22 protein-coding genes are annotated in these 24,245 nt (G+C 74.4%); 14 read left to right on the top strand and 8 right to left on the bottom strand.

All coding sequences use genetic code 11. The features are described from left to right. Window positions 1–9: 9 nt before the first annotated feature. From C229_RS0111210 to C229_RS0111195, 4 genes are all read right to left on the bottom strand, one after another. The gene (locus tag C229_RS0111210) at window positions 10–1,077 is read right to left on the bottom strand and encodes a hypothetical protein (RefSeq protein ID WP_018655169.1); all 1,068 of its coding nucleotides are present in this window, start codon (window positions 1,075–1,077) and stop codon (window positions 10–12) included. Then, window positions 1,074–2,141: an LLM class flavin-dependent oxidoreductase gene (locus C229_RS0111205; protein ID WP_018655168.1), complete on the bottom strand. Its 1,068-nt coding sequence runs from the start codon at window positions 2,139–2,141 to the stop codon at window positions 1,074–1,076. Before C229_RS0111205 ends, C229_RS0111210 begins: the two co-directional genes overlap by 4 nt. 92 nt (window positions 2,142–2,233) lie before the next feature. Continuing rightward, the gene (locus C229_RS32780; RefSeq protein ID WP_018655167.1) at window positions 2,234–3,367 is read right to left on the bottom strand and encodes a lysylphosphatidylglycerol synthase transmembrane domain-containing protein; all 1,134 of its coding nucleotides are present in this window, start codon (window positions 3,365–3,367) and stop codon (window positions 2,234–2,236) included. A 102-nt stretch (window positions 3,368–3,469) separates the two neighbouring features. Continuing rightward, complete coding sequence (locus C229_RS0111195; RefSeq protein ID WP_018655166.1) at window positions 3,470–5,020, bottom strand: hypothetical protein; 1,551 nt, start codon at window positions 5,018–5,020, stop codon at window positions 3,470–3,472. A 147-nt stretch (window positions 5,021–5,167) separates the two neighbouring features. Here C229_RS0111195 and C229_RS0111190 point away from each other — a divergent pair, with 147 nt between their 5' ends. The 3 genes from C229_RS0111190 (at window position 5,168) to C229_RS0111180 (ending at window position 9,108) form a co-directional block, all read left to right on the top strand. After that, window positions 5,168–5,872: an HAD family hydrolase gene (locus tag C229_RS0111190; RefSeq protein ID WP_018655165.1), complete on the top strand. Its 705-nt coding sequence runs from the start codon at window positions 5,168–5,170 to the stop codon at window positions 5,870–5,872. Between the two features lie 34 nt (window positions 5,873–5,906). Beyond that, entirely contained in the window at window positions 5,907–7,169 is a 1,263-nt protein-coding gene (locus C229_RS0111185; RefSeq protein WP_018655164.1) for an alpha/beta fold hydrolase, read from the top strand. 148 nt (window positions 7,170–7,317) lie between these two features. Then, window positions 7,318–9,108: a TerD family protein gene (locus C229_RS0111180; RefSeq protein WP_018655163.1), complete on the top strand. Its 1,791-nt coding sequence runs from the start codon at window positions 7,318–7,320 to the stop codon at window positions 9,106–9,108. Window positions 9,109–9,117: 9 nt separating this feature from the next. Here the strand turns inward: C229_RS0111180 and C229_RS34185 are convergent, their stop codons facing one another. The 4 genes from C229_RS34185 to C229_RS0111160 all read right to left on the bottom strand — a co-directional run bounded on the left by C229_RS34185 (window position 9,118) and on the right by C229_RS0111160 (window position 11,803). Next, window positions 9,118–9,576 carry a DUF3237 domain-containing protein gene (locus tag C229_RS34185; protein ID WP_018655162.1) on the bottom strand — a complete coding sequence of 153 codons (459 nt, stop codon included), beginning with the start codon at window positions 9,574–9,576 and terminating at the stop codon, window positions 9,118–9,120. Continuing rightward, window positions 9,564–10,739 (bottom strand): flavin-dependent oxidoreductase, encoded by a 1,176-nt coding sequence (locus C229_RS0111170; protein ID WP_018655161.1) that lies wholly within the window; start codon window positions 10,737–10,739, stop codon window positions 9,564–9,566. Before C229_RS0111170 ends, C229_RS34185 begins: the two co-directional genes overlap by 13 nt. Before the next feature lie 87 nt (window positions 10,740–10,826). Continuing rightward, window positions 10,827–11,288 (bottom strand): DUF4439 domain-containing protein, encoded by a 462-nt coding sequence (locus tag C229_RS0111165; RefSeq protein ID WP_018655160.1) that lies wholly within the window; start codon window positions 11,286–11,288, stop codon window positions 10,827–10,829. Next, on the bottom strand, window positions 11,285–11,803 hold the full coding sequence (locus tag C229_RS0111160) for a hypothetical protein (protein ID WP_018655159.1): 519 nt from the start codon (window positions 11,801–11,803) through the stop codon (window positions 11,285–11,287). The genes C229_RS0111165 and C229_RS0111160 overlap by 4 nt, the downstream gene beginning before the upstream one ends. A 196-nt stretch (window positions 11,804–11,999) precedes the next feature. On the opposite strand from C229_RS0111160, the gene rimP reads away from it, so the two are divergent. The 11 genes from rimP to C229_RS0111105 all read left to right on the top strand — a co-directional run bounded on the left by rimP (window position 12,000) and on the right by C229_RS0111105 (window position 24,212). After that, complete coding sequence (rimP, locus tag C229_RS0111155; RefSeq protein ID WP_018655158.1) at window positions 12,000–12,572, top strand: ribosome maturation factor RimP; 573 nt, start codon at window positions 12,000–12,002, stop codon at window positions 12,570–12,572. Window positions 12,573–12,595: 23 nt separating this feature from the next. Next, complete coding sequence (nusA, locus tag C229_RS0111150) at window positions 12,596–13,627, top strand: transcription termination factor NusA (RefSeq protein ID WP_051108954.1); 1,032 nt, start codon at window positions 12,596–12,598, stop codon at window positions 13,625–13,627. 11 nt (window positions 13,628–13,638) lie between these two features. Then, complete coding sequence (locus tag C229_RS0111145; protein WP_081639831.1) at window positions 13,639–14,007, top strand: YlxR family protein; 369 nt, start codon at window positions 13,639–13,641, stop codon at window positions 14,005–14,007. A 108-nt stretch (window positions 14,008–14,115) separates the two neighbouring features. Continuing rightward, a complete protein-coding gene (gene infB, locus C229_RS32775) occupies window positions 14,116–17,133 on the top strand; it encodes a translation initiation factor IF-2 (protein ID WP_018655155.1) in 3,018 nt (1,005 codons plus the stop codon). 180 nt (window positions 17,134–17,313) lie between these two features. Continuing rightward, window positions 17,314–17,622 carry a DUF503 domain-containing protein gene (locus C229_RS0111135; protein ID WP_018655154.1) on the top strand — a complete coding sequence of 103 codons (309 nt, stop codon included), beginning with the start codon at window positions 17,314–17,316 and terminating at the stop codon, window positions 17,620–17,622. A 32-nt stretch (window positions 17,623–17,654) separates the two neighbouring features. Continuing rightward, window positions 17,655–18,161: a 30S ribosome-binding factor RbfA gene (gene rbfA, locus C229_RS0111130; protein ID WP_018655153.1), complete on the top strand. Its 507-nt coding sequence runs from the start codon at window positions 17,655–17,657 to the stop codon at window positions 18,159–18,161. Then, window positions 18,161–19,273, top strand: a complete 1,113-nt coding sequence (locus C229_RS0111125) for a DHH family phosphoesterase (protein ID WP_018655152.1) — start codon at window positions 18,161–18,163, stop codon at window positions 19,271–19,273. Before rbfA ends, C229_RS0111125 begins: the two co-directional genes overlap by 1 nt. After that, window positions 19,270–20,154 (top strand): tRNA pseudouridine(55) synthase TruB, encoded by an 885-nt coding sequence (gene truB / locus C229_RS0111120; RefSeq protein ID WP_018655151.1) that lies wholly within the window; start codon window positions 19,270–19,272, stop codon window positions 20,152–20,154. The genes C229_RS0111125 and truB overlap by 4 nt, the downstream gene beginning before the upstream one ends. A gap of 82 nt (window positions 20,155–20,236) precedes the next feature. Beyond that, complete coding sequence (locus C229_RS0111115; protein WP_026313672.1) at window positions 20,237–21,178, top strand: bifunctional riboflavin kinase/FAD synthetase; 942 nt, start codon at window positions 20,237–20,239, stop codon at window positions 21,176–21,178. Window positions 21,179–21,379: 201 nt separating this feature from the next. After that, on the top strand, window positions 21,380–21,649 hold the full coding sequence (rpsO, locus tag C229_RS0111110; RefSeq protein ID WP_018655149.1) for a 30S ribosomal protein S15: 270 nt from the start codon (window positions 21,380–21,382) through the stop codon (window positions 21,647–21,649). Window positions 21,650–21,893: 244 nt separating this feature from the next. Then, window positions 21,894–24,212, top strand: coding sequence for a polyribonucleotide nucleotidyltransferase (locus C229_RS0111105; protein ID WP_026313671.1), 2,319 nt, complete (start codon window positions 21,894–21,896; stop codon window positions 24,210–24,212). Window positions 24,213–24,245 lie beyond the last annotated feature (33 nt).

The raw sequence follows: 24,245 nt of genomic DNA, 5'->3' as shown, positions 1-24,245 counted from the left end.
CGGGCCTCCTCAGCCGAGCGCGGCGCGGTCGCGGCCGAGATGGTGGCCGCGGGCGTCGGTGACGGTGCCGGGCCGCCGCTCCCCGACGACGTCCGGTTCGACGGCGACCTCGACGGCGACGGGCGTCAGCGCCCGCAGCGCCTCGGTGATCCGGCCCTTCCACATGGGGTTGCGGACGAGCGTGTCGCGGGCGAACGTGACGTGCAGCGCGGCGGCGTCGAGCGTCCCCGCGCGGGTGACGCGCAGGTCCCAGCGGCTCACGCCGTCGATCCGGGCGAGGGCGGCCCCGACGGCCGGGACCGACAGCCAGCGTCCGCGCACCAGGACGTGGTCGCCCACGGTGTGCGCCACGGCCGGGATCGCGTCCTCGCCGCCGTCCAGCCGCACGACGTGGCCGGTGCGCAGCACGGTGCCGCCGAGATCGGGATGCCATGCGGGCGTGACGACGATCTCCGCGAGCCCGGCCGGGTAGGGGGCGTCGAGCCGCGCGTCCTTGCCGAGCGGCGCGAGCGCGAGCAGCCCGTCGCGGACGGGCGTGAACGCGCCGTCGCCGCGCCAGGCGACCGGCACGCCGAAGCACGGGTCGGCGTACAGCTCGCGGACCTGAGCGCCGAACTCGGCGGCGAGCTGCGCGGCGGTGCCCGGCGAGGCGATCTCCCCGACGAGCAGGATGCGGTCCAGTTCCAGGTCGAGCGGGTCCAGCAGGAACTCCAGGTGCAGCCGGGCCAGCAGGTCCATCGCGCCGGTCGGGGTGATGACCAGCGTCGTCGCGCCGACCGCCTCCAGCGCGGCGTGCAGCCGGACGCGCCCGCGCGGGCCGGTGGACGCGGCGGCCTCCGCGACCCGCGCGGCGGCGCGGGCCAGCAGCGCCCCGGCGGCCTCGCCGTCGTCGTTGAGCGCGACGACCACGCGGTCCGACGCGGTGACGCCCGCCGCGCGCAGCGTCTCGGCGGCCAGCTCCGCGGCGGCCTCGCCGTCTCCGAGCGAGGCGACCATGCCGCCCTCGGGGGAGACCTGGAGCAGGCCGGTGGCGCGCCGCCCGGCCGGGAACGCGCTCCGGGTGAGCCAGCCGCTCACGCCATCACCTCCCGCATGAACCGCTTCATCGACTCGCACACGTGCTCGTGCGGGAGCCCGCCCACCTGGGCCTGGAGGATGAGGTCGGTGGCGCCCGCCGCCGCGATGCGCCGGGCGGCCTCGCGCGAGCCGTCCACGTCGTCGAGCACGACCATCGTCTCGTCCCGCAGCACGGCCATCGCCTCCTCGGGCGGCAGCCCGGCGGCCTGCTGGCCGAGGACGCGGTGGGTGGCGTGCCGGGCGTCGGTGTAGCCGGGGGGAGCGACGAGGTTGATCTGCCGGCGCAGGTACCACAGCACCGGGTCGGCGGCGGTGTCCACGGCCTCCTGCCGGGTCGGCGCGACGTACCAGGGGACCATCAGCGCGATCCGCCGCGACGCGGGGTCGAACCCGTTCTCGGCCAGGCACTCCTTGTAGGCGGCGATGTCGGCGGCGACCTCGTCCAGGCCCTTGAGCATCGTCATGCCGAGCAGGTGGTAGCCCTGCTTCGCGGCGGCGAGGTACCCCTCCAGCGACGTGGACGCCACCCAGACCGGCGGGTGCGGGTCCTGGACCGGGCGCGGGTACACCGCGACGTCGGGGACCTCGAAGAAGCGGCCGGAGCGGGTGACCGGCGCGCCGTCGGCGTTCCAGATCGCCAGCACGGCCTCCAGCGACTCCTCCCACAGCTCGCGCGACTGCTCGAACGGCCGCTGGAACGCCTGGTACTCCAGCGGCGACGCGCCGCGCCCGGTGCCGAACTCGACGCGGCCGCCGGAGATGACGTCGAGGGTGGCGACGCGTTCGGCGGTGCGGATCGGCGACTGGAACGGCAGCAGCACGACGCCGAGCCCGAGGCGGATGCGCTCGGTCCGCTGGGAGAGCCCCGCCAGGACGAGGTCGGGCGCCGAGGAGTGCGAGAACCCCCGGGTGAAGTGGTGCTCGACGAACCAGGCGGTGTCGAAGCCGAGCCCGTCGGCCAGGACGACCTGGTCCATCACGTTCTGGAACGCCTGCCGCTCCACGTCGCGGGAGCGCCCGCGCACTTCCAGCTCGTAGCCCAGGCTGATCCGTAGGGACGTCATCGCGCCTCCGAGAAGGGTCCACCGTGTTAACCAAGCGCTCGCTTGGGAGCGTAGCAGCCGGAAACGCGACCGAACAAGGGAGGGACGGACGATCAGGAGCGGTGGGGCTCGCTCACCGGACACGGCGCGGACTGCGCGGCGGCCGTGCGCAGCCCCGCCAACGTGGCCCGGCCCGCGCCGGCCGCCAGCGCCCGCGCCTTCGCCGGAACGCGCGGGCCGTCGTGCAGCGCCAGCCACGCGAGGTACCCGACCGCGACGACCGACCAGAACGACGCCAGCCGGTACACCGCCACCGCGGCGGCGGCCGGGGTCAGCGCGGCGCCGAGCGCGACCAGCGCCGCCGCCATGCTGCCCTCGATCGCGCCGAGCCCGCCCGGCAGCACCGGAAGCATCGAGCCCGCCGCCTGCGCGGCGAAGTACACCAGCGTCGCCGTCACCGGCGAGATGTCGAGCCCGACCGCCCGCACCGCCGCGTACAGCGCCAGGATGTCGAAGACCCAGTTCAGCGCCGCGAACAGCACCAGCGCGCCCCAGTCACGGCGCGTGGGGCGCAGCATCGCCAGCCCGTCGCGCAGCCGCTCGGCCCAGGGCGCGATCCTGCGGTGCGCCAGGACCGCCCGCACGGGGACGGCCAGCCGCCGCCGGACCGGACGCGGCCACGCCGCCAGCACCAGCGCCACCGGGACGGCCAGCCCCGCCAGCGCGGCGAGCCGCACGCGCGGCTCGGCCAGCAGCGCCACCAGCGCGATCGCCGTGTACGCCGCGCTCGTCACGAGCCCGCCGACGATGATCACGGCGGTGGCCAGGCGGGCGTTCGCGCCGCCGCGCCGGAACTGCTGGAACGTGTAGACGACGCTGACCGCCGGACCCGCCGGAAGCGTCGTGGACAGCGCGTTGCCCGCGAACGTGATCGCCGTCATCCGGCGGCCCGACATCCGCACGCCGCCGATCCGCAGCAGCCGCCGCTGGATCCAGGCGAACATGCCCATCGACGCCGCCGCGCCCGCGATCACGACGGTCAGCCAGACCGGGTGCGCGGTCGTCGCCGCGCTCCACATCGCGCGGGGGTCGGGCAGCTTGTTCCAGACGAACGGGAGCAGCGCCACGACGACGAGCACCATGGCCCAGCGCAGCACGCGCCCGGCCGGGAAGCGGCGCGACGGGGCCTGCGGCGCCGGTGCGGGCACGACCGCGACCGCCGCGTCCTGCGCCACGCCCACCGTCACGTCCGGCCACCTCTCCGGTCCCGCCCTTCGGGGCAACTTTCACGTCGAGGTGTCCATTCCCTCTTGCGAGGTTAAAATTCGCGGCGTGATCCGGGTCACGGGCTAGGGGCGGTCCCGGACGGCGACGAGCCCGCCGAGAACGCCCACGTAGGCGGTGCCGTCCGGGCCGAGCGTGATCGGCGCCCAGTTGTTGTCGAACCACTTGCCCGTCCCGGTGAGGACCTTGAACACCGTCCGGCCCGTGTGCGCGTCCACGGCCGTGAGGTACCAGGCGTCGATCAGGTCGCGGCGCGGCTCCTTGGTGTACAGGTAGACCAGCCCGGCCGGGACCGACGCCTTGGCCACCGTGGACGGCGAGCGCTCGGCGCTCGTCCACGCGACGCGGCAGCCGTCCGCGCGGACGTCCACCCGGCTCACGCCGCCGGTGGACGAACCGCCCGGCGGCAGCTCGAAGAAGTTCCGGTAGCCGTGGTTGTTCTCCACGAACAGGCTGTTCCCGTAGCCGATGAGCGAGTTGTCCGTGGCGCTCCGCCCCGACGCGAACACCGGCACCCGGCAGACCTCGCGCCCGTCGCTCGCGCGGTGGACGAGCACGTGCATCCGGTCGTCGGCGTTGTCGGTGATCGCCACGAGGCCGTCGCCGAAGAACGTCGGCGTCGTGCCCGAACCCTGGTCGAGCTGGCCGACCTTGCGGCCCGAGCCCCGGTCGTAGGGCCGCCGCCACAGGATCGCCGGGGTGCCGTCGGGCGCCGCGCGGAGCTGGTAGAGGGCGTGGTCGGAGACGATCGACACCCCGCTGCGCGCCGCCGCGAACGAGTTCTGGACGCCCTCGCCGTCGAGCCGGATCGCCTTGATCCGGCCGGTGGCGGGTTCGATCGTGCCTATCCGGCCGCGCTTGGTGATCCACCAGATGAGGCCGGTCCAGTCCGGGCCGACGGCGGTGATCGGGTCGCACTCGCCCTTCGGCCACGGGTTCGTCCACGTCGGGCAGGCGTGCGGGAGGTAGCCGCGCAGGTCCCAGTCGTCGGTGACGCGGAACCGCCAGGCGCCGTCCGGGCCCCGCTCATGCGCGAAGCGCCGCACGTGGAACGCCGCGTCGGCGACGACGGCGCGGTCCTGCGGGTCGAGGTAGTAGTAGGCGCCGCCGGAGGTGTCGGTGAGGACCTTGTCCAGGTCCAGCCCGAACACGGCCTGGACGGTCGAGGGGCGCGGCGGGAGCGGGAACGTCGCCAGGTCCTTGAGCGTCGCCGGGTCGATGAGGCGCAGCGTGAACTCCTGGCCCCGCGTGCACTGGGCGACGATCAGTCCCGTCCGGCGGGCGAACGTGACGGTCGAGCACAGGCCGGGCAGGCCGCCGCCCTTGGCCTCCGACACCACCGACGGGTTCCGTCCCAGCGGGCCGAGGAACGGGTAGGTGTCGCTGGCGTGGCTGTCGGCGTGCATCGACGACCAGCCGACCGGCCCCTGGTACGGGTTGGCCGGGACGGGCGTGCCCGGCAGCGGCCTCGGCGTCGCGGGCGCGCCGAGGTAAGCGGGGAGCAGGCCGCGTCCGGGGCCGTCCGGGACGGGGGCGGCGGACGCGGGCGGGGCGCCGAGCAGGGCACCGGCCAGGACGACGGCGCAGACCGCCGCCAGGGCCCGGGGGAGGGGCATGCCGTAAACCTATCTTTCCGGTAGGAAATACGACGGTCATGGTAGGGGTCCATGCGCCGCCCCCCGCTGTGATACGCGGCACATCGTAGGCCGACCGCTCCCCGGTGGCCAGATGCGCCCGGCCGCGTCCGGGGTTACCCTCCGGGCATGGCGATCGACGCGGTCATCTTCGACTGGGGCGGCACGCTCACCCCCTGGCACGACATCGACCTCGGGGACATCTGGCGCGGCGTCTGCGCGTCCGGGCTCGACCCCGACCGGGTCGAGGCCGCCGCCACCGCGCTGCTGGACGCGGAACAGGAACTGTGGCGCCGCTGCCGCGACGAGCACCGCAGCGGCACCCTCGACGAGGTGTTCGCCCTCGCCGGAGTCGAACCCACCGAGGCGCTGCTGGCCGCCAAGTTCGACGCCTGGACGCCGCACACCTACATCGACCCCGCCGTCCCCGGGCTGCTCGCCGAACTGCGCGGGCGCGGCATCCGCGTCGGCGTCCTGTCCAACACGATCTGGTCGCGCGACTGGCACGAGCGGATCTTCGCCCGCGACGGCGTCCTCGACCTGCTCGACGGCGCCGTCTACAGCAGCGAGATCCCCTACACCAAGCCGCACCGCGAGGCGTTCCGGGCCGCGCTCGCCGCCGTCGGCGCGACCGACCCCGCCACGGCGGTCTTCGTCGGAGACCGGCCCTACGACGACATCCACGGCGCCAAGTCCGCCGGGATGCGCGGCGTCCTCGTCCCGAACAGCACCGTCCCCGCGTGGGACGCGACGCCGCCCGACGCCGTCATCGGCGGGCTCGACGAGCTCCTGCCGCACATCGACCGCTGGTCCGGCCGACGCGGGGGCCGGTGACCGTCTTCGCGCAGGTCGGCGCGATAGTGGAGACATGGTCACCTTCCGCCGCCCCGGATACGTCTGCACCGACCACGTCGTCACGGTGCCGCTCGACCACGCGCGCCCGGACGGCGCCACGATCGAGGTCTACGCCCGCGAGGTCGTCGCACCGGCCCGCGCCCGCGACGACCTGCCGTGGCTGCTGTACCTCCAGGGCGGGCCGGGGCACCGGGCGCCCCGGCCGGGCGCGTCGGCGGCGGCCTGGCTCGACCGGGCGCTGCGCGACTACCGGGTGCTGCTGCTGGACCAGCGCGGCACGGGACGCAGCACGCCCGCGAACCGGCGGACGCTCCCGGCCGACCCGGCGCGCGCGGCGGACTACCTGGCGCACTTCCGCGCCGACGCGATCGTCCGCGACGCCGAGGTGCTGCGCCGCCGCGTCGCCGGTGACCGGCCGTGGACGGTGCTCGGGCAGAGCTTCGGCGGGTTCTGCGCCGTCACCTATCTGTCGATCGCGCCCGAGGGGATGCGCGAGGCGATCATCACCGGCGGCCTGCCGAGCCTGACGGCCACCGCCGACGAGGTGTACCGGGCGGCGTACCCGCGCGTCCTGGCGCACAACGAGCGCTACTTCGCCCGGTATCCCGGCGACGAGGCGCTCGCGGCCCGCGTCGCGAGCCACCTGGCCGTCGCCGACGAACGCCTCCCGACGGGGGAGCGCCTCACCCCGCACCGCTTCCAGACCCTCGGCCTGGCGTTCGGGTCGTCGGCGCAGTTCGACACGCTGCACTACCTGCTGGAGGAGGCGTTCTGCGGCCGGGAGCTGTCGGACACGTTCCTGACGGGCGTCCAGGCGGCGGTCTCGTTCGCGCCGCACCCGCTCTACGCCGTCCTGCACGAGGCCATCTACGCCCAGGGCGCGGCGACGGACTGGGCCGCGCACCGCGTCCGCGACGAGTTCCCCGCCTTCGCGCTCACCGACGGCCCCGTCCGCTTCACCGGCGAGATGATCTACCCCTGGCACTTCACCGAGGACCCGGCCCTGCGCCCCCTCCGCACCGCCGCGGGCCTCCTCGCGGCCCGCACCGACTGGCCCGCCCTCTACGACGAGGACGTCCTCGCCACCAACACCGTCCCGGTCGCCGCCGCCATCTACCACGACGACATGTACGTCGACCGCGAAGCCTCCCTCCGCACCGCCGCCACCATCCGCGACCTCCGCCCCTGGATCACCAGCACCCACGCCCACAACGCCCTCTCCGCCGACCCATCCGTCCTGACCCACCTCCTGGCGATCCTCCACGACGAGATCTGACGGGATCGCCGCGTCGCCGGATCTCGGTGACCTGCCCGGGCGTGCGCCTGCGCCGTGCGGCGTCGTGACGAGAATGTGACCGTCCGCATCCGGCCGTCGCGGTGCGTATCGCCCATGGGGCGACGTGGCAGGTGTTTCGCTTGGCGGTATGCGGAACGAGCGGGCGTGGGCGATCGTGGACGTGGAGACCTCCGGGCTGCGAGCGGCGCAGCACCGGGTGCTGTCGGTGGCCGTGGTGACGGCGGCGGCGGACGGGACGCCGCAGGGCGAGTACGCGACGCTGCTCGATCCCGGCTGCGATCCCGGGCCGGTGCACATCCACGGGCTGACGCCCGCGCGCCTGCGGGGCGCGCCCCGGTTCGAGCAGGTCGCGGGGCGGGTGGCGGAACTGCTCGCCGGGCGGGTGCTGGTCGCGCACAACGCGCACTTCGACCACGGGTTCCTCGCGCAGGAGTTCGCCCGCGCGGGGACGAACTGGCCGGTCGCCGAACGGCTCTGCACGCTCGCGCTGCACCGGCGGCTCGCCCCGCCGACCCCCGACCTGCGGCTCGGCACGCTGGCCGCCCACTACGGCGTCGCCCACGACCGCGCCCACGACGCCCTCGCCGACGCGCGGGCACTCGCCGGGATCTTCCGGTACTCGCTGCGCGAGGCCGGTCGCCTCGGCCTCGACCTGCCGGTCGTGCCCTGCGCGCCGCCGGGCCCCCGGTACGCGCCGCCCATCCCCAAGGTGCACTGCCCGTACCGCGGCCCCGGCCGCTACGTTCCCGGCGGGCCGCTCGTGCAGGGAATGAAGGTCGCCGTCACCGGCGAGACCGCGCTGCCGCGGCCGGAGCTGTGCGCGGCGGGGTCGGCGGCCGGGCTCGACATGATGCAGGCGGTGAGTGGGCGGACGAGTGCTCTGGTCGTCGGGCATGGTGCTGGTGGGTTCGCGAAGGCTCGGCGGGCGGTGGACGAGGGGGTGCCGGTGCTCGGGGAGGCCGAGTTTCTGCGGCTGCTCGCCGACGTGCGGCCGGGCGCGCTCAAGGAGGCGGGGGTCGACGTTCCGGCGCCGCGCCGCGCGATCGCCCCGGTGCGCGGGCGGGCCGCGGGGCCGCTGGGCGGGCGGCGTGTGCTCGTGCTCGGAGGGACGCACGCGGAGGCCGCCGGTGCGCGGGCGCGGGTGGCGGAGCTGGGCGGCGCGGCGGCCGTGAACCTGTCGGCGAGCGTCACCGACGTCGTCGCGCTGCGCGGCGGCCGCGAGGACCGCCGCTTCCCTCGCGTCCAAGCCCTCGACCTGCCCGTACACACCGAGAACTGGCTCACCCGCCCCGCCGACGACCCGCGCACCCCACGACCGTCGCCCGCGCGCGGCGACGTTCCGCGCGGCCCACGACCGGAACCGTCGCCCGAGCGCGACGTGGGCGGGGTCGGTGCGCCGGTGGTGCTGGTGCGGGGCGCGGTGATCGATCTTCCCGACGACGGGCGCTGGACGCTGTCCGCGTCCTGGGAGGCTCGCGACGGGTGCGAGGTGGACGTCGTCGCGTTCGCGCTCGACGGCGCCGGAAGGGTCGCCGGGGACGACGACTTCGTCTTCTACGGCGCGCCCGAGGGCCCCGACGGCGCCGTGCGGCTCGTCGTCGACGGGCCGGCCGAGCAGTCCGTCGCGCTCGACCTCGCGGCGCTGCCCGCCGACGTCCGGACGGTCACGGTCGCGGCCGCCGTGGACGGCGGTACGTTCGGCGGTCTGGGCGCGGTCCGCGTCGTCGTCGCGCCCGGCGCGGCGGCGGCGCCGCACGCCGAGGCGACGCTGGACGCGGCCACCAGTGAGCGCGCCCTGCTCCTCGCCGAGGTCTACCGGCGCGGGCCGGTGTGGCGGCTGCGCGCGGTCGGGCAGGGGTTCGACCACGGCCTCGCCGGGCTCGCGACCGCGTTCGGCGTCGAGGTCGAGGACGCCTGAGACCGGCGGCTAGGCGAGGGTCGCCGCCTCGTATACGACGGCCGAGGGGTCGCGGCGGGCGGTGGCGACGGTCAGGGTGCGGCCGAGCCAGGCGTAGGCGGGTGCGCTCGTCTCGAAGTGGACGAACAGCCGGAAGTAGTACGTCGCCGGGTCGACGTCCTCCCCGGCGGCGAGTCGTTCCAGGACCTCGGGCGGGCCGTGCCGGACGCCCTCGGTGCGCAGGTAGAGCAGCGCGCCGTCGTGGGTGCGGACGGTCGAGCGCGTGTCGATCGAGGCCGTGCCGTCGGCGTGGACGAGCTGCCAGTCGGCGCCGCCGGGCAGGATCTCGCCGCGCAGCCGCGCCCCCTCGACCGTCCCGCCGACGATCGGGACGATCCGCCGATCGCCGCGCGGGGTGTCCCCGAGCCGCAGCATCGGGTCGAGCCGGACGCGGAACGTCGCCAGCGGCTCCAGACTCAGACCGACCACGACGCCCGCTCGTTCAGCAGCGCCGGATCGAACCCGGCCGTCTTCTTGTAGGCGGCGGCGATCTCGGTGCGCTCGGCGAGCGGGATCACGGCGTCGACGTCGGTGAAGCCCTCCGGCGCGCGCTCCCGCGCCAGCCGCATCACGACCTCCGGGCCCATCTTGCGGTTCGCCAGCGCGATCGCCGTCGTCGGCGGGCGCCGCTCGGCCTCGTACGCCTCGGCGCCGCGCCCGGTCGCGAGCGCGTGCGCCAGCACCCGCGCGTCCAGGATGGCCTGCGACGCGCCGTTCGACCCGATCGGGTACATGGCGTGCGCGGCGTCGCCGAGCAGCGTGACGTCGCCGAACGTCCAGCGGGGGAGCGGGTCGCGGTCCACCATCGGGTACTCGAACACCTCGCCCGCCGCCTCGATGACGCCGGGGACGTCGAGCCAGTCGAACCGCCAGTCCGCGAAGTGCGGCAGGAACGTCGCCGGGTCGACCCGCCGGTTCCAGTCGCCGCGCGACGCCGCCTCCTCGGCGGGCCGCTCGGCGATCCAGTTGATCAGCACGTCGCCGTTCCGGTCCGGCGCGCTGATCGGGTAGGCGACGAACTTCTGCTCCCCGTCCCCGGCCATGATCATCGACCGGCCGGTGCGGAAGGGGCGGCCCCGCGTCGTCCCGCGCCACAGCACGAGACCGTTCCACGGCGGCGGCCCCTCGTCCGGGTACAGCGCGGCGCGGACCGTCGAGCGGATGCCGTCGGCGGCGATCAGCAGGTCGCCGTCGTGCCCGGCCCCGCGCACGGGCGAGGACGTGCGGACCGCGCCCGCCCCCAGCCGGTCGACGACGGCCTCCAGCAGCAGCATCTGGAGCGCGCCGCGCGGCACCGAGTACTGCGGCCAGTGGTAGCCCGCGTCGAGCCCGCGCGGCTCGGCCCAGATCTCCTGCCCGAACGCGTTGAAGTAGGCGAGTTCGGCGGTCGGGACGCCGATGCCCGCCAGCGGCCCGGCCAGCCCGATCTCGGTCAGTTCCCGGACGGCGTGCGGGAGCAGGTTGATCCCGACGCCGAGCGGCCGGATCGACGGGACCGCCTCGTGCACCACCACGTCGGTGATCCCGGCGGCGTGCAGGCTCAGCGCGGTCGCGAGCCCGCCGATGCCGCCGCCTGCGATCGTCACGCGCATCGTGCCGTCCTCGCGAAAGAGACCATTCGGGCATGACCATCTTGCTGAACAGGAACGATCTTCGCAATGGAGCAGGACCGGCCGGGATCAGGCGTCGCCCGGCTGCGGCTTGGGCGCCAGCGCCCCGGCGGGAAGACCGGGGAACGCCGGAGCGGCGGCCGGGGCGCCCGCGCGGCGGCGCCACTCGACGGCCCGCGTGGCGGCCTCCTGCATGGTGCGGGCGGCGAGGGTGCGGAGCCCGGCGTCCGGCGAGCCCGCCAGACCCGCATAGGCGCGGACGACGTCGTCCTCCAGCGCCGCCGCCAGCCCGGCCGCCGTGCGGGCCGAGGTGACCTCCACCGGCAGCCGGTAGACCGGCGCGGCGGCGGGCACCGGCGCGCCCGCCGCGGCCAGCCGGGCGGCCAGGGCGTCGCGGGCGGCGCGGTGCGCGTTCCATCCGTCCATCGCCGTCCGCTGCGACGGCGGGCGCAGCCGCGCCCCGACGACGCCGTACCCGTGGACGGCCGCGTGCTCGGCCTTCAGCGCCTCGGCCAGCGCGCGCGTGCTCACGCCGGTGCCTCCGCTGCGAGGACCGCCGCGTGCCCGGCCTCGCAGGCGCCGATGGACGCCAGCACCTGCGCCAGCCCCGGCGACGTGCGGGCGACCTCGGCGAGCCGCGCCCGCGCGGCGCCCGCCTCCGCCTCGCGCAGCGCCCGCACCAGCTCGGCCCGCCCGGCGGGCACCTGCTGCGTGACGGGGACCGGCATCGCGCCGCCCTCCTCCGCCCGCCGTCCCGACCCGGGCACGTACAGCCGCCGCAGCGCGGCCAGGTGCTCGCGGTGGTGCGCCAGCGCCGCGCCGACGTGCGCGGTGAGCGCGGGCGTGAGGTCGCCGCCCCCGGCCGCCTCGTACAGGCCGACGAGCCGCTGCTCGGCGGCGATGGCGCCGAGCAGCACCGGAAGCTGCGCGTGCGCGGCGGCCGACCGCGCCGGAGCCTCGTCCGCGCAGCCCCCGGCCAGCGGCACCGCCGCGACGGCGGCGCCCAGCACGGCCCGCCGCGAGACGGGAAGAAGCGGAAGGGGCACGGGTGTTCCTCACCAGGCGGTTCACGGGTGACGCGGCCTCGCGCCGGCCGGTCCCAGCATTCCACACCCGGCACGCCGCCGGGCGCTCCGATCGGCCGTCCCGGTCCCCGGCTGTCGATACCCTGTGGGTACACAGTTCGTGCCGTACAGCACCACCGGTCCCGCATGCGCGCGACCGGTCGCACAAGGAGGTCCCATGAGCGCCGAGTCCGGCGGTGACCGCGCTCAGCGGGGCACACCGCGCGGCGGCCGTGACGCCACGGCCGCCGAGATCACCCGCCTGCTCGCCCCCGCCGTCGAGGCCACCGGCCTCGACCTGGAGGAGGTGGACGTCCGCCCCGCGGGCCGCCGCCGCCTCGTCAAGATCGTGATCGACGGCGACGACGGCGTCGCCCTCGACGACGTCGCCGAGATCAGCCGGGCCGCCTCCGACGTCCTGGACGCCTCGGACGTGATGGGCACCGCGCCCTACGTCCTGGAGGTCACCTCGCCCGGCGTCGACCGCCCCCTCACCGAGCCCCGCCACTGGCGCCGCGCGACCGGCCGCATGGTCGTCGCGCCGCTGACGGCGGGCGGGCAGGTGGAGGGCCGCGTGATCGAGGCCGACGACGCGGGCGTCGCGCTCGACGTCGTCACCAAGGGCAAGGGCAAGGCGCCGGGCAGGCCCGCGCGCCGCCGCTTCGACTTCACCGAGATCGGCCGCGGTCGCGTGCAGGTCGAGTTCCGCCGCGCGGACGACCCCGCGCCGTCCTCGGCCGGCCAGGAATAAGGGGGGACACCGTGGACATCGACATGAGCGCGCTGCGCGTACTGGAGAGCGAGAAGGACATCTCGCTCGACGTGGCCGTCAAGGCCATCGAGGACGCGCTGCTGATCGCCTACCACCGCACCGAGGGCGCCGCCCAGCGCGCCCGCGTCGAGCTGGACCGCGCCACCGGGCACGTCACCGTGTGGGCGACCGAGGTCGACGAGGAGGGCGAGCCGGGCCGCGAGTACGACGACACCCCGACGGGGTTCGGGCGCATCGCGGCGACGACCGCCAAGCAGGTCATCCTGCAACGCCTGCGCGACGCCGAGGACGAGCTGACGTTCGGCGAGTACGCGGGCCGCGAGGGCGACATCGTCTCCGGCGTGATCCAGCAGGGCAACGACCCCCGCAGCGTCCTGGTCGACCTCGGCAAGATCGAGGCGGTGCTCCAGCCGCAGGAGCAGGTGCCGGGCGAGCGCTACCAGCACGGCGAGCGGCTGCGCGCCTACGTGGTGCAGGTCCGCAAGGGCCACCGCGGCCCGTCGGTGCAGCTCTCGCGCACGCACCCGAACCTGGTCCGCAAGCTGTTCGCCCTGGAGGTCCCCGAGATCGCCGACGGCACGGTGGAGATCGCGGCCATCGCCCGCGAGGCCGGGCACCGCACCAAGATCGCCGTCCGCTCGCGCAAGCCGGGCGTCAACGCCAAGGGCGCCTGCATCGGCCCGCTGGGCAGCCGCGTCCGCAACGTGATGGCCGAGCTGCACGGTGAGAAGATCGACATCGTCGACTGGTCGGACGAGCCCGCCGAGCTGGTCGGCAACGCGCTGTCGCCGGCGCGGGTCTCGGCCGTCGAGGTGGTGGACGCCGAGGCGCGGGTCGCCCGCGTGATCGTCCCCGACTACCAGCTCTCCCTCGCCATCGGCAAGGAAGGGCAGAACGCCCGGCTCGCGGCGCGGCTCACCGGCTGGCGGATCGACATCCGGTCCGACACCGAGAAGCCCGAGCCGCCCGCCGGGGAGACCCCCGCGACCGGCGCCGACGCACCCGCCGAAACCGGGGCGAACGGCACCGAGTAAGCCAGGAGAGCATGCGACAGGTCCCGCCGACGCCGCGGCGCGGTAGACTTCAAGAACGTGACCGGGCGGTCCCGCAGCGCACCTGCGTGGGCTGCCGGGTTCGCACGGCCAAGTCCGAACTGCTGCGCCTGGTGGTGGTCGAGGGCGTCATCGTCCCCGATCCGGCCGGGCGGCTGCCGGGCCGGGGTGCGCATCTGCACCCCGATCCGGCCTGTCTCGCACTCGCCGAGCGCCGTCGCGCGTTCCCCCGGGCCTTCCGCCTGGCCGGGCCGCTCGACGCCGCCGCGGTGCAAGATCGGCTTGCGGTGATCGCCGCGCGGCAGCAGGATGGCCGAAACGGTATGTACCCCGCACCCGCGGGGCTGGTCCGCGACGTCTAGTCGGAAGCAGGTCGAGATTGCTATGAGCGCTCGATGAGCACGCCGCGATGAGTACGGCAAGTTAACGACGGTCCGGTGGCCGCACCCCCGGACCGAGTAGGGAGTGCAGTGGCCAAGGTCCGGGTATACGAACTCGCCAAAGAGTTCGGCGTCGAGAGCAAGGTCGTCATGGCCAAGCTCCAGGAGATGGGCGAGTTCGTCCGTTCGGCGTCCTCCACGATCGAGGCGCCGGTCGTCCGCAGACTGACCGAAGCGTTCAACAACGGTTCCTCCGGCAAGTCCGGCGGGAAGCCGGGGGCCAAGCGTCCGCAGGGCGCCGGGCCCCGCCCGTCCGCGCCCCGTCCGGGTCCGCCCGGCGAGCAGGGCGCCCGTCCCGCGCCGCCCAAGCCGGCGGCGCCGCGTCCGGCGGGTCCGCCCGCCGCGCGTCCCGGCCCCGGTGCCGGTCCGCGTCCGGGCCCGCGCCCGGGTCCGGTCCCGCCCGCGCCGGGCACCCCGGCCGCTCCGGCGGCCGACAGCGCCCCGCCGGCCCCGGCGGCTCCGCGCGAGGACGCCCCCGCCGCCCCGCAGGGCGGCCAGGAGGCCCCGGCCGCGCAGGCCGGTCCGTCCGCCAGTGCTCCGGCGGCCGGCAAGCCGGGTCCGCGTTCGCCCAAGCCGGGCCCGCGTCCCGGGCCGCGCCCCGAGCGCGGCCGTGGCGGCGGCGCCCCGCGTCCGGGCAACAACCCGTTCAGCTCGACCAACACCGGCATGGGCCAGGCGCCCAAGCCGGGTCCGCGCCCCGGGCCGCGTCCCGCGCCCGGTGGCGACCGTCCCGGCGGCGACCGGCGCGACGACCGCGCCGGCGGCCCGCGTCCGGCCGGTGGCCGCGGCCCGGGCGGCCCCGGTGCCGGTGGCCCGCGTCCGGGCGGTCCCCGCCCGAGCCCGGGCGGCATGCCCCCGCGTCCGGCGGGTGGCGGCGGTCCACGTCCGAGCCCGATGAACATGCCGTCCTCGCGGCCGGCCGGCGCCCCCGGGCGCGGCGGGCCCGGCGGTGGCGGCCGTCCCGGTGGCGGTGGCCGTCCCGGTGGCGGCGGCGGTCGCCCGGGTGGCGGCGGTCGTCCCGGTGGCGGCGGCGGTGGCTTCGGCGCACCGCGCGCCGGCGGTGGCGGTCGTCCCGGCGGCTTCGGCCCCCGTCCCGGTGGCGGCGGTCGCGGTCGCGGCGGCACGCAGGGTGCGTTCGGCCGTCCCGGCGGACGTCCCACGCGCGGTCGCAAGAGCAAGAAGCAGCGGCGTCAAGAGTTCGACCAGATGCAGGCGCCCGCGGCCGGTGGCGTTTCGGCGCCCCGCGGCAACGGCAAGAGCATCCGGCTGCCGCAGGGCGCGACGCTGACCGACTTCGCGGAGAAGATCAACGCGAACCCCGCGTCGCTCGTCGCGATCATGATGCACCTCGGCAAGATGGTGACCGCCACGCAGTCGGTCTCCAACGAGGACCTCGAACTCCTCGGCGTCGAGCTGGACTTCGACGTCCAGATCGTCTCGCCCGAGGACGAGGACCGCGCGCTGCTGGAGTCCTTCGACATCGAGTACGGCGAGGACGAGGGCGGCGAGGAGAACCTCCAGCCCCGTCCGCCGGTGGTGACCGTCATGGGTCACGTCGACCACGGTAAGACCAAGCTGCTGGACGCCATCCGGTCGGCGAACGTGGTCGCGGGCGAGGCCGGCGGCATCACCCAGCACATCGGCGCCTACCAGGTCGAGACCGTCGTCGACGGTGAAGACCGCAAGATCACCTTCATCGACACCCCGGGTCACGAGGCGTTCACCGCCATGCGTGCCCGCGGTGCCGACACCACCGACCTGGTGGTGCTGGTGGTCGCGGCCGACGACGGCGTCAAGCCGCAGACCACCGAGGCGATCGACCACGCGACGGCGGCCGGCGTGCCGATCGTCGTGGCGGTCAACAAGATCGACAAGGAGGGCGCCGACCCGCAGCGCGTCCGGGCCCAGCTCACCGAGTACGGCCTGGTCGCCGAGGAGTTCGGCGGCACCACGCAGTTCGTCGACGTGTCGGCCCGCGAGCTGATCAACATCGACGGCCTGCTGGAGTCCATCGTCCTCACGGCGGACGCCGAGCTGGAACTGTCCGCCAACCCGGACATGCCCGCCCAGGGCTCCGCGATCGAGGCGCACCTCGACAAGGGCCGCGGCGCCGTGGCGACCGTGCTGGTCCAGCGCGGCACGCTGCGCGTCGGTGACTCCATCGTCTGCGGCGTGGCCTACGGCCGCGTCCGGGCGATGCTCGACGAGAACGGCAACAACGTCGAGGAGGCCGGGCCGTCGCGTCCGGTGCTGGTCCTCGGCCTGACGGCCGTTCCGGGTGCCGGCGACAACTTCCTGGTCGTCGACGACGACCGCGTCGCCCGGCAGATCGCCGACAAGCGCACCGCGCGCAAGCGCAACGCCGAACTCCTGCGCAGCCGCAAGAGCAGCTCGCTGGAGGAGCTCTTCAAGGACCTGGAGCGCGGCGAGCGGGACGAGCTGCTGCTCATCCTCAAGGGCGACGTGTCCGGTTCGGTGGAGGCCCTGGAAGACTCGCTCCTCAAGATCGACGTGGGCGACGAGGTCAGCCTGCGGGTCATCCGGCGCGGTGTCGGTGCGATCACGCAGGACGACGTCAACCTGTCGCTGGCGTCCGAGGGCGCGGTCATCATCGGCTTCAACGTCCGGCCCGAGCGCAACGCGCAGGAACTGGCCGACCGCGAAGGCGTCGACATCCGGTACTACTCGGTCATCTACCAGGCGATCGAAGAGGTCGAGGCGGCCCTCAAGGGCATGCTCAAGCCGGAGTTCGAAGAGGCGCAGCTCGGCACCGCCGAGGTCCGCGAGGTCTTCAAGGTGCCGCGCATCGGCAACATCGCCGGTTCGATGGTCACCTCGGGCATCATCCAGCGCAACGCCAAGGCGCGCCTCGTCCGCGACGGCGTCGTGGTGTCGGACAACCTCACGGTGTCCTCGCTGCGCCGCTTCAAGGACGACGCCACCGAGGTCCGCGAGGGCTTCGAGTGCGGTATCGGCGTCGGCTACAACGACATCAAGCTCGGTGATGTCATCGAGTGCTTCGAGATGCGGGAGAAGCCCCGCATCTGACGCACGGGGACGGGCGGTCTGCGCGCAGGCCGCCCGTTCCGGTCAACGCACATGCGACGCCAGGTAGATCGTCAACGCCTGGCGTCGCCGCATTCCCGGTACCCCCCGGCCCGGCGCGCGCGACCCGGGCCCGGGAACACGCGGCGTCCGCGCCGTCGTTCCAACGAAGAGAAACACGAGGTGATCGGCCAGGTGTACGTGGGTGCGCTGACACTCGACCTGCTGCTCGGCGACGTACGGTCGCTGAAGCAGAAGCGCTCGGTGGTGCGTCCGGTCGTCGCGGAGGTGCGCAAGCACTTCCCCGGGGTAGCGGTCGCGGAGACGGGGGACAACGACCTGCACCGCCGCGCGGAACTCGGCATCGCGGTGGTCTCGGCCACGGCGGCCAACTGCGAGCAGGTGCTGGACCGATGTGAGCGCCTCGTGGCCGGTCGCCCGGAGATCGAGCTGCTGTCCGCGCGGCGGCGGCTCTACACCGACGAGGACTGACCTCCTCGCCCGACCAGAAAGGGAGTGCGCTCATGGTGGACGCAGCGCGGGCGCGCAAGCTCGCCGACCGCATCCAGCAGATCGTCGCCGAGATGCTGGAGCGCCGGATCAAGGACCCCCGGCTCGGCTTCGTGACCGTGACCGACACCCGCATCACCAACGACCTGCGCGACGCCACCGTCTACTACACGGTGTACGGGTCGGAGAAGGAGCGGGCGGAGTCCGCGGCGGCGCTGGAGAGCGCCAAGGGCGTCATCCGGTCGGAGGTCGGCAAGCAGACGGGCGTGCGGCACACGCCGAGCATCACCTTCGTGCTCGACGCGCTCATGGAGAACGCCGAGCACATCAACGAGCTGCTCGCCAAGGCGCGGGAGCGGGACGCGGAGGTCGCGGCGGCCGCCAGGGACGCCAAGCCCGCCGGCGACGCCAACCCGTACCGCACCGACGACGAGGACGACGAGGACGACGAGGCGTCCGCCGAGGACACCGGCACGAGCGGCGGGGGATCGGCGGACGGCCCCGCGGGACGCCGGTCCTGATGCGGGGGCCGGTGGCGTCCTGCACGGTCGTCCGCGCCGCCGCCCCGGGCGTGCCCGGGGGCGGCGGGCCGGCGCGGCGGCGCCCGGCGGACGGGCCGTGGCGGCCCGGTCTGGACTGGGAGCGTGCGCTGCGGGTGATCGACGCGGCCGACGAGATCTGCCTGGCGTGCCACGTCGTCCCCGACGGCGACGCGCTCGGCTCGATGCTGGCGCTCACCCAGGCGCTGCGCGGGCTGGGCAAGCGCTGCGTGGCGTCGTTCGGCGAGCCGTTCGTGATCCCGGCGAGCCTGCGCTTCCTGCCCGGTCAGGAGCTGCTGGCCGATCCGGCGACGGTGCCCTCGGCGCCGCAGCTCATGATCGCGCTCGACTCGGCGGGGCCGGAGCGGCTGGGGTCGCTGGCGGGCCCGGCGACGTCGGCGGCCGAGCTGATCGTCGTCGACCACCACGCGACCGGCAGCGACTTCGGCACGGTCCGCCTGGTCGATCCGGGCGCCGCCGCGACGGCCGTCCTGGTGGACGAGCTGATCCGCCGCCTCGGCGCGCCGCTCACCCACGACATCGCCGAGGGCCTGTACGCGGGGCTGGCGAGCGACACCGGCTCGTTCAAGTACCCGTGCACGACCCCGCAGGTGCACGATCTGGCGGGGCGGCTGCTGGAGGTCGGCGTCCGGCCGGAGACGGTCAGCCGCGAGCTGTGGGACCGTGCCCCGTTCGGGTACCTCCAGGTGCTCGCGGGGGCGCTGGCCCGCGCCCGGCTGGAGCGGGACGCCGCCGGCGGGCTGGGCCTGGTCTGGACGACGATCGCCCTCGCCGACCGCGCCGCCCGGGACGTCCCGTTCGACCAACTCGAAGGCGTCATCGACCAGCTCCGCCGCACCGACGAGGCGGAGGTCGCGGTCGTCCTCAAGGAGACCGACGCGGGCGAGTGGTACGTGTCCACGCGGGCCAAGGGCCGCGTGGACGTGGGCTCCGCCTGCTCCGCCCTCGGCGGCGGCGGGCACCGCGACGCCGCCGCCTACACCGCCTCCGGCGACCCGGAGGACCTCATCGACGGGCTGCGCGCGGCACTGCGCCCGCTCGGCACCACCGACCCCGCGGAGAGCGTGACGTGACCGACGGACCGGCCGAATCCGGCCTGGTGATCGTGGACAAGGCGAGCGGCTGGACGTCGCACGACGTCGTGGCGCGGATGCGCCGCCTGGCGCGCACCCGCAAGGTCGGGCACGCGGGCACGCTGGACCCGATGGCGACGGGCGTGCTCGTCGTCGGCGTCGGCAAGGCGACGCGGCTGCTCGGCCATCTGGCGCTGACGGAGAAGGGCTACGACGCCACGATCCGGCTCGGCGCGTCCACCAACACCGACGACGCCGAGGGCGAGGTCACCGCGACGGCGTCGGCGGCGGCGGTCACCGACGCCGCGCTGGCCGAGGGCATCGCGGCCCTCACCGGCACGATCCAGCAGGTTCCGCCGCAGGTCAGCGCGATCAAGGTGAACGGCGAGCGGGCGTACAAGAAGGCGCGCGCGGGGGAGGAGGTCGCGCTGAAGGCGCGGCCCGTCACGGTGCCGGAGTTCGCGGTCACCGGCGTGCGCCGCGACGGCGACGTCCTCGACGTGGACGCGTCGATCACGTGCTCGTCCGGCACCTACATCCGCGCCCTGGCCCGCGACCTGGGCGCCTCCCTCGGCTGCGGCGGCCACCTCACGGCGCTGCGCCGCACCCGCGTCGGCCCCTACGGCCTCGACGCCGCCCGCACGCTGGAGCGGCACGCCGAGGACCTGGCCGTGCTGCCGATCGGCGCCGCCGTCGCCGCCGCCTTCCCGCGCCGCGACGTGGACGCCGACGACGCCCGCAAGGTCGTGCACGGCGGCCGCCTCACCGCCCTCGGCCTCGGGCCTGGCCCGGTCGGCGTCTTCGGGCCGGACGGCGAACTGCTCGCGCTCGTCGAGGAGCAGGGCCGCGGCGCCAAGCCGCTCGCCGTCTTCGCGGGGTGACCGCCCCCTGGCCCCGCCGCGCGGAGGCGCGGCATTTAGACTCGTGCTGCACATTCGGGCAGTCGGACGCAGGGAGTACATGGTGCGGCGCTGGCACGGCCTCGACGAGGTTCCCGCCGACTGGGGCAGGTCGGTCGTCACCATCGGGGTGTTCGACGGGGTGCACCGCGGCCACGAGCGCATCGTGCGCGCGGCGGCCGACGAGGCCCGCGAGCGGGGGCTGCGCTCGGTCGTGATCACGTTCGACCCGCACCCCGACGAGGTGGTGCGCCCCGGCACGCATCCGCCGTTGCTGGCGTCCACGCGGCGCCGCATCGAGCTGCTGGAGGGTCTCGGCACCGACGCGGTGGCCGTGGTGCCGTTCACGCTGGAGCTGTCGCAGGTCCCGCCGGACGAGTTCGTCCGGTCCGTCCTGGTCGAGCGGCTGCACGCCGCGCACGTGATCGTCGGTGAGGACTTCCGGTTCGGGCACAAGGCCAAGGGCGACGTCCCGCTGCTGCGCGAGCTGGGGGAGAAGTACGACTTCACCGCCGAGGGCGTGCCGCTGGTCGCCAACGGCGGCACGATCTCCTCGACGTCGATCCGGGGCGCGCTGGAGTCGGGCGACGTCGCGGCCGCCGCCGAGGCGCTGGGCCGTCCGCACCGGGTGGAGGGCGTCGTCGTGCGCGGCCACCAGCGCGGGCGCGCGCTCGGCTTCCCGACGGCGAACCTGGAGACGGTCCCGCACACGGCGATCCCGGCCGACGGCGTCTACGCGGGCTGGCTCGTCTGCGACTCCGAGCGCTATCCGGACGCCCGCTGGCCCGCCGCCATCTCCATCGGCACGAACCCGACGTTCGAGGGCGCGGGGGAGCGCACCGTCGAGGCGTACGCGCTGGACCGCGACGACCTCGACCTTTACGGCGAGCACATGGCCGTCGACTTCCTCGCTCGCATCCGCGACACGCTCAAGTTCGACTCGGTCGAGGCGCTCGTCGAGGCGATGAACAACGACGTGGACCGTGCCCGCGACCTGACCCGCTGATCCGCTGACCCGCCGGTCACGGTGGGTGGTGCCCCGTAACGCGGGGGCTTTCAGGCGTGGTACGGTGAATAGTCGCCGGGTAAGAGCCCGGTTCTGACGTGCTGCACCCTCATGCGGCACGTCACTTCCACAACGCATCATGCGGATTCCTCTGGCCAGGCGGCCGTGATCTGCGGGTGACGATCCCACTGAAGGAGCCACGTGTCGCTCGACACCGCCACCAAGAACAAGATCATCGAAGAGTACGCGACCACTGAGGGTGACACCGGCTCCCCGGAAGTCCAGGTCGCGCTGCTCACCCGGCGGATCAACGATCTGACCGAGCACCTCAAGGAGCACAAGCACGACCACCACAGCCGCCGCGGCCTCCTGCTGCTGGTCGGCCGTCGTCGCCGCCTCCTGAAGTACCTGTCCAACAAGGACATCAACCGCTACCGGGCGCTCATCGAGCGCCTCGGCCTGCGCCGCTGACACGGTGAGGGGCGCGGCCCGCACGGGGCCGCGCCCCTCACACCGGTCTACCGGCCACAACTGAACAGAACAACGCTTATTACCCCGCGGACACCGTTGGTGCGGCCGGTCCTCGGTAGTGGCGTCCGGATCGAGGAGCGATCCGTATGCTTCGATCGAAGACCGGCACTGCGTGAAAAGCCACGGGTAACGGCCGCGGGGACCATTCCAGACCTGGAGGTCCTCCGTGACAGAAGCTCCGCGCATCGAAGGCGCCATGAGCACCGAAGCCGTGATCGACAACGGGTCCTTCGGCACCCGCACGATCCGCTTCGAGACGGGCCGTCTGGCCCGTCAGGCGGCCGGTTCGGCCGTCGCCTACCTGGACGACGAGACGATGGTGCTGTCGGCCACCACCGCGTCCAAGAAGCCCAAGGACAACCTGGACTTCTTCCCGCTCACCGTCGACATCGAGGAGCGGATGTACGCCGCCGGGCGCATCCCCGGCTCGTTCTTCCGCCGCGAGGGCCGTCCCTCCGAGGACGCCATCCTCACCTGCCGGCTGATCGACCGCCCGCTGCGCCCCTCGTTCGTCAAGGGCCTGCGCAACGAGATCCAGGTCGTCGGCACGATCATGTCGCTGCACCCCGACGACCTGTACGACGTCGTCGCGATCAACGCCGCGTCGCTGTCCACGCAGCTCGCCGGGCTGCCCTTCTCGGGTCCGATCGGCGGCGTGCGCGTCGCGCTGATCGACGGCCAGTGGGTCGCGTTCCCGCGCCACTCCGAGCTGGAGCGCGCCACGTTCGACATGGTCGTCGCGGGCCGCACCCTGGAGGACGGCGACGTCGCGATCATGATGGTCGAGGCCGAGTCCACCAAGGACACGATCAAGCTCGTCGGCGAGGGCGGCACCGCCCCCACCGAGGAGACGGTCGCGCAGGGCCTGGACGCCGCCAAGCCGTTCATCAAGGTGCTCTGCCAGGCGCAGGCCGCGCTGGCCGCCGAGGCCGCCAAGGAGACCGGTGAGTACCCGATCTTCCTGGACTACGAGCAGGACGTCCTGGACGCCGTCACCGCCGCCGTCTCCAAGGAGCTGGCCGAGGCGCTGACGATCCCCGGCAAGCAGGACCGCGAGTCCCGCCTGGACGAGATCAAGGCCGGCGCCGTCGAGTGGCTCGCCGCCGACTTCGAGGGCCGGGAGAAGGAGATCTCCGCCGCCTACCGCGCCGTCACCAAGAAGCTGATCCGCGAGCGCGTCGTCCGCGACGGCCTGCGCATGGACGGCCGCGGCGTCAAGGACATCCGGCAGCTCACCGCCGAGGCCCACGTGCTGCCGCGCGTGCACGGCTCGGCGATCTTCGAGCGTGGTGAGACCCAGATCCTCGGCGTCACGACGCTGAACATGCTCCGCATGGAGCAGACGATCGACACGCTCAACCCGGACAAGACCAAGCGGTACATGCACAACTACAACTTCCCGCCTTACTCGACCGGTGAGACCGGCCGCGTGGGTTCGCCGAAGCGGCGCGAGATCGGGCACGGCGCGCTCGCCGAGCGCGCCCTGATCCCGGTGCTGCCGGCGCGCGAGGAGTTCCCGTACGCGATCCGGCAGGTCTCCGAGGCGCTGGGCTCCAACGGCTCGACGTCGATGGGCTCGGTCTGCGCGTCCACGATGGCGCTGCTCGACGCGGGCGTCCCGCTGCGGCAGATGGTCGCGGGCATCGCGATGGGCCTCATCCACGAGGGCGGCGAGTACGTCACGCTGACCGACATCCTCGGCGCCGAGGACGCGTTCGGCGACATGGACTTCAAGGTCGCCGGCACCCGTGACCTCATCACCGCGCTCCAGCTCGACACCAAGCTCGACGGCATCCCCGCCTCGGTGCTGACGGCCGCGCTGAAGCAGGCCAAGGGCGCCCGGCTGGCGATCCTGGACGTCATGAACGAGGCCATCGAGGCGCCCGCCGAGATGAGCCCGTTCGCGCCGCGCATCATCACGATCAAGGTCCCGGTGGACAAGATCGGTGAGGTCATCGGCCCGAAGGGCAAGATGATCAACTCGATCCAGGACGACACCGGCGCGGACATCTCGATCGAGGACGACGGCACCATCTACGTCGGCGCGACCGACGGCCCGTCCGCCGAGGCGGCGCGGCAGGCGATCAACGCGATCGCCAACCCGCACATGCCCGAGGTCGGGGAGCGGTTCCTCGGCACCGTCGTGAAGACGACGACGTTCGGCGCGTTCGTGTCGCTGCTGCCCGGCAAGGACGGCCTGCTGCACGTCTCGCAGATCCGCAAGCTGCACGGCGGCGCGCGGATCGAGAACGTCGAGGACGTCATCAAGGTCGGTGAGAAGGTCCAGGTCGAGGTGACCGAGATCGACCAGCGCGGCAAGCTGTCGCTGGTCCCGGTCGAGGTCGTCGAGCGCGAGGCCGCCGCCAAGGCCGAGGGCGGCGACGCCCCGGAGGGCCAGGCCGACGCCGCCGACTCCGGCGACGGTGACGGCGGACGCGGCGGCGCTCCGCGCCGTCGTCGCAGCCGCAGCCCCCGCGACGAGGGCGGCACACGCAACTCCTGACGCTCTGCGTCACACGACCGGTCCGTCCCTTTT

The organism is Actinomadura flavalba DSM 45200 (assembly GCF_000374305.1).
Lineage (GTDB): Bacteria > Actinomycetota > Actinomycetes > Streptosporangiales > Streptosporangiaceae > Spirillospora > Spirillospora flavalba.
This window is presented reverse-complemented; position numbering and strand designations above follow the sequence as displayed.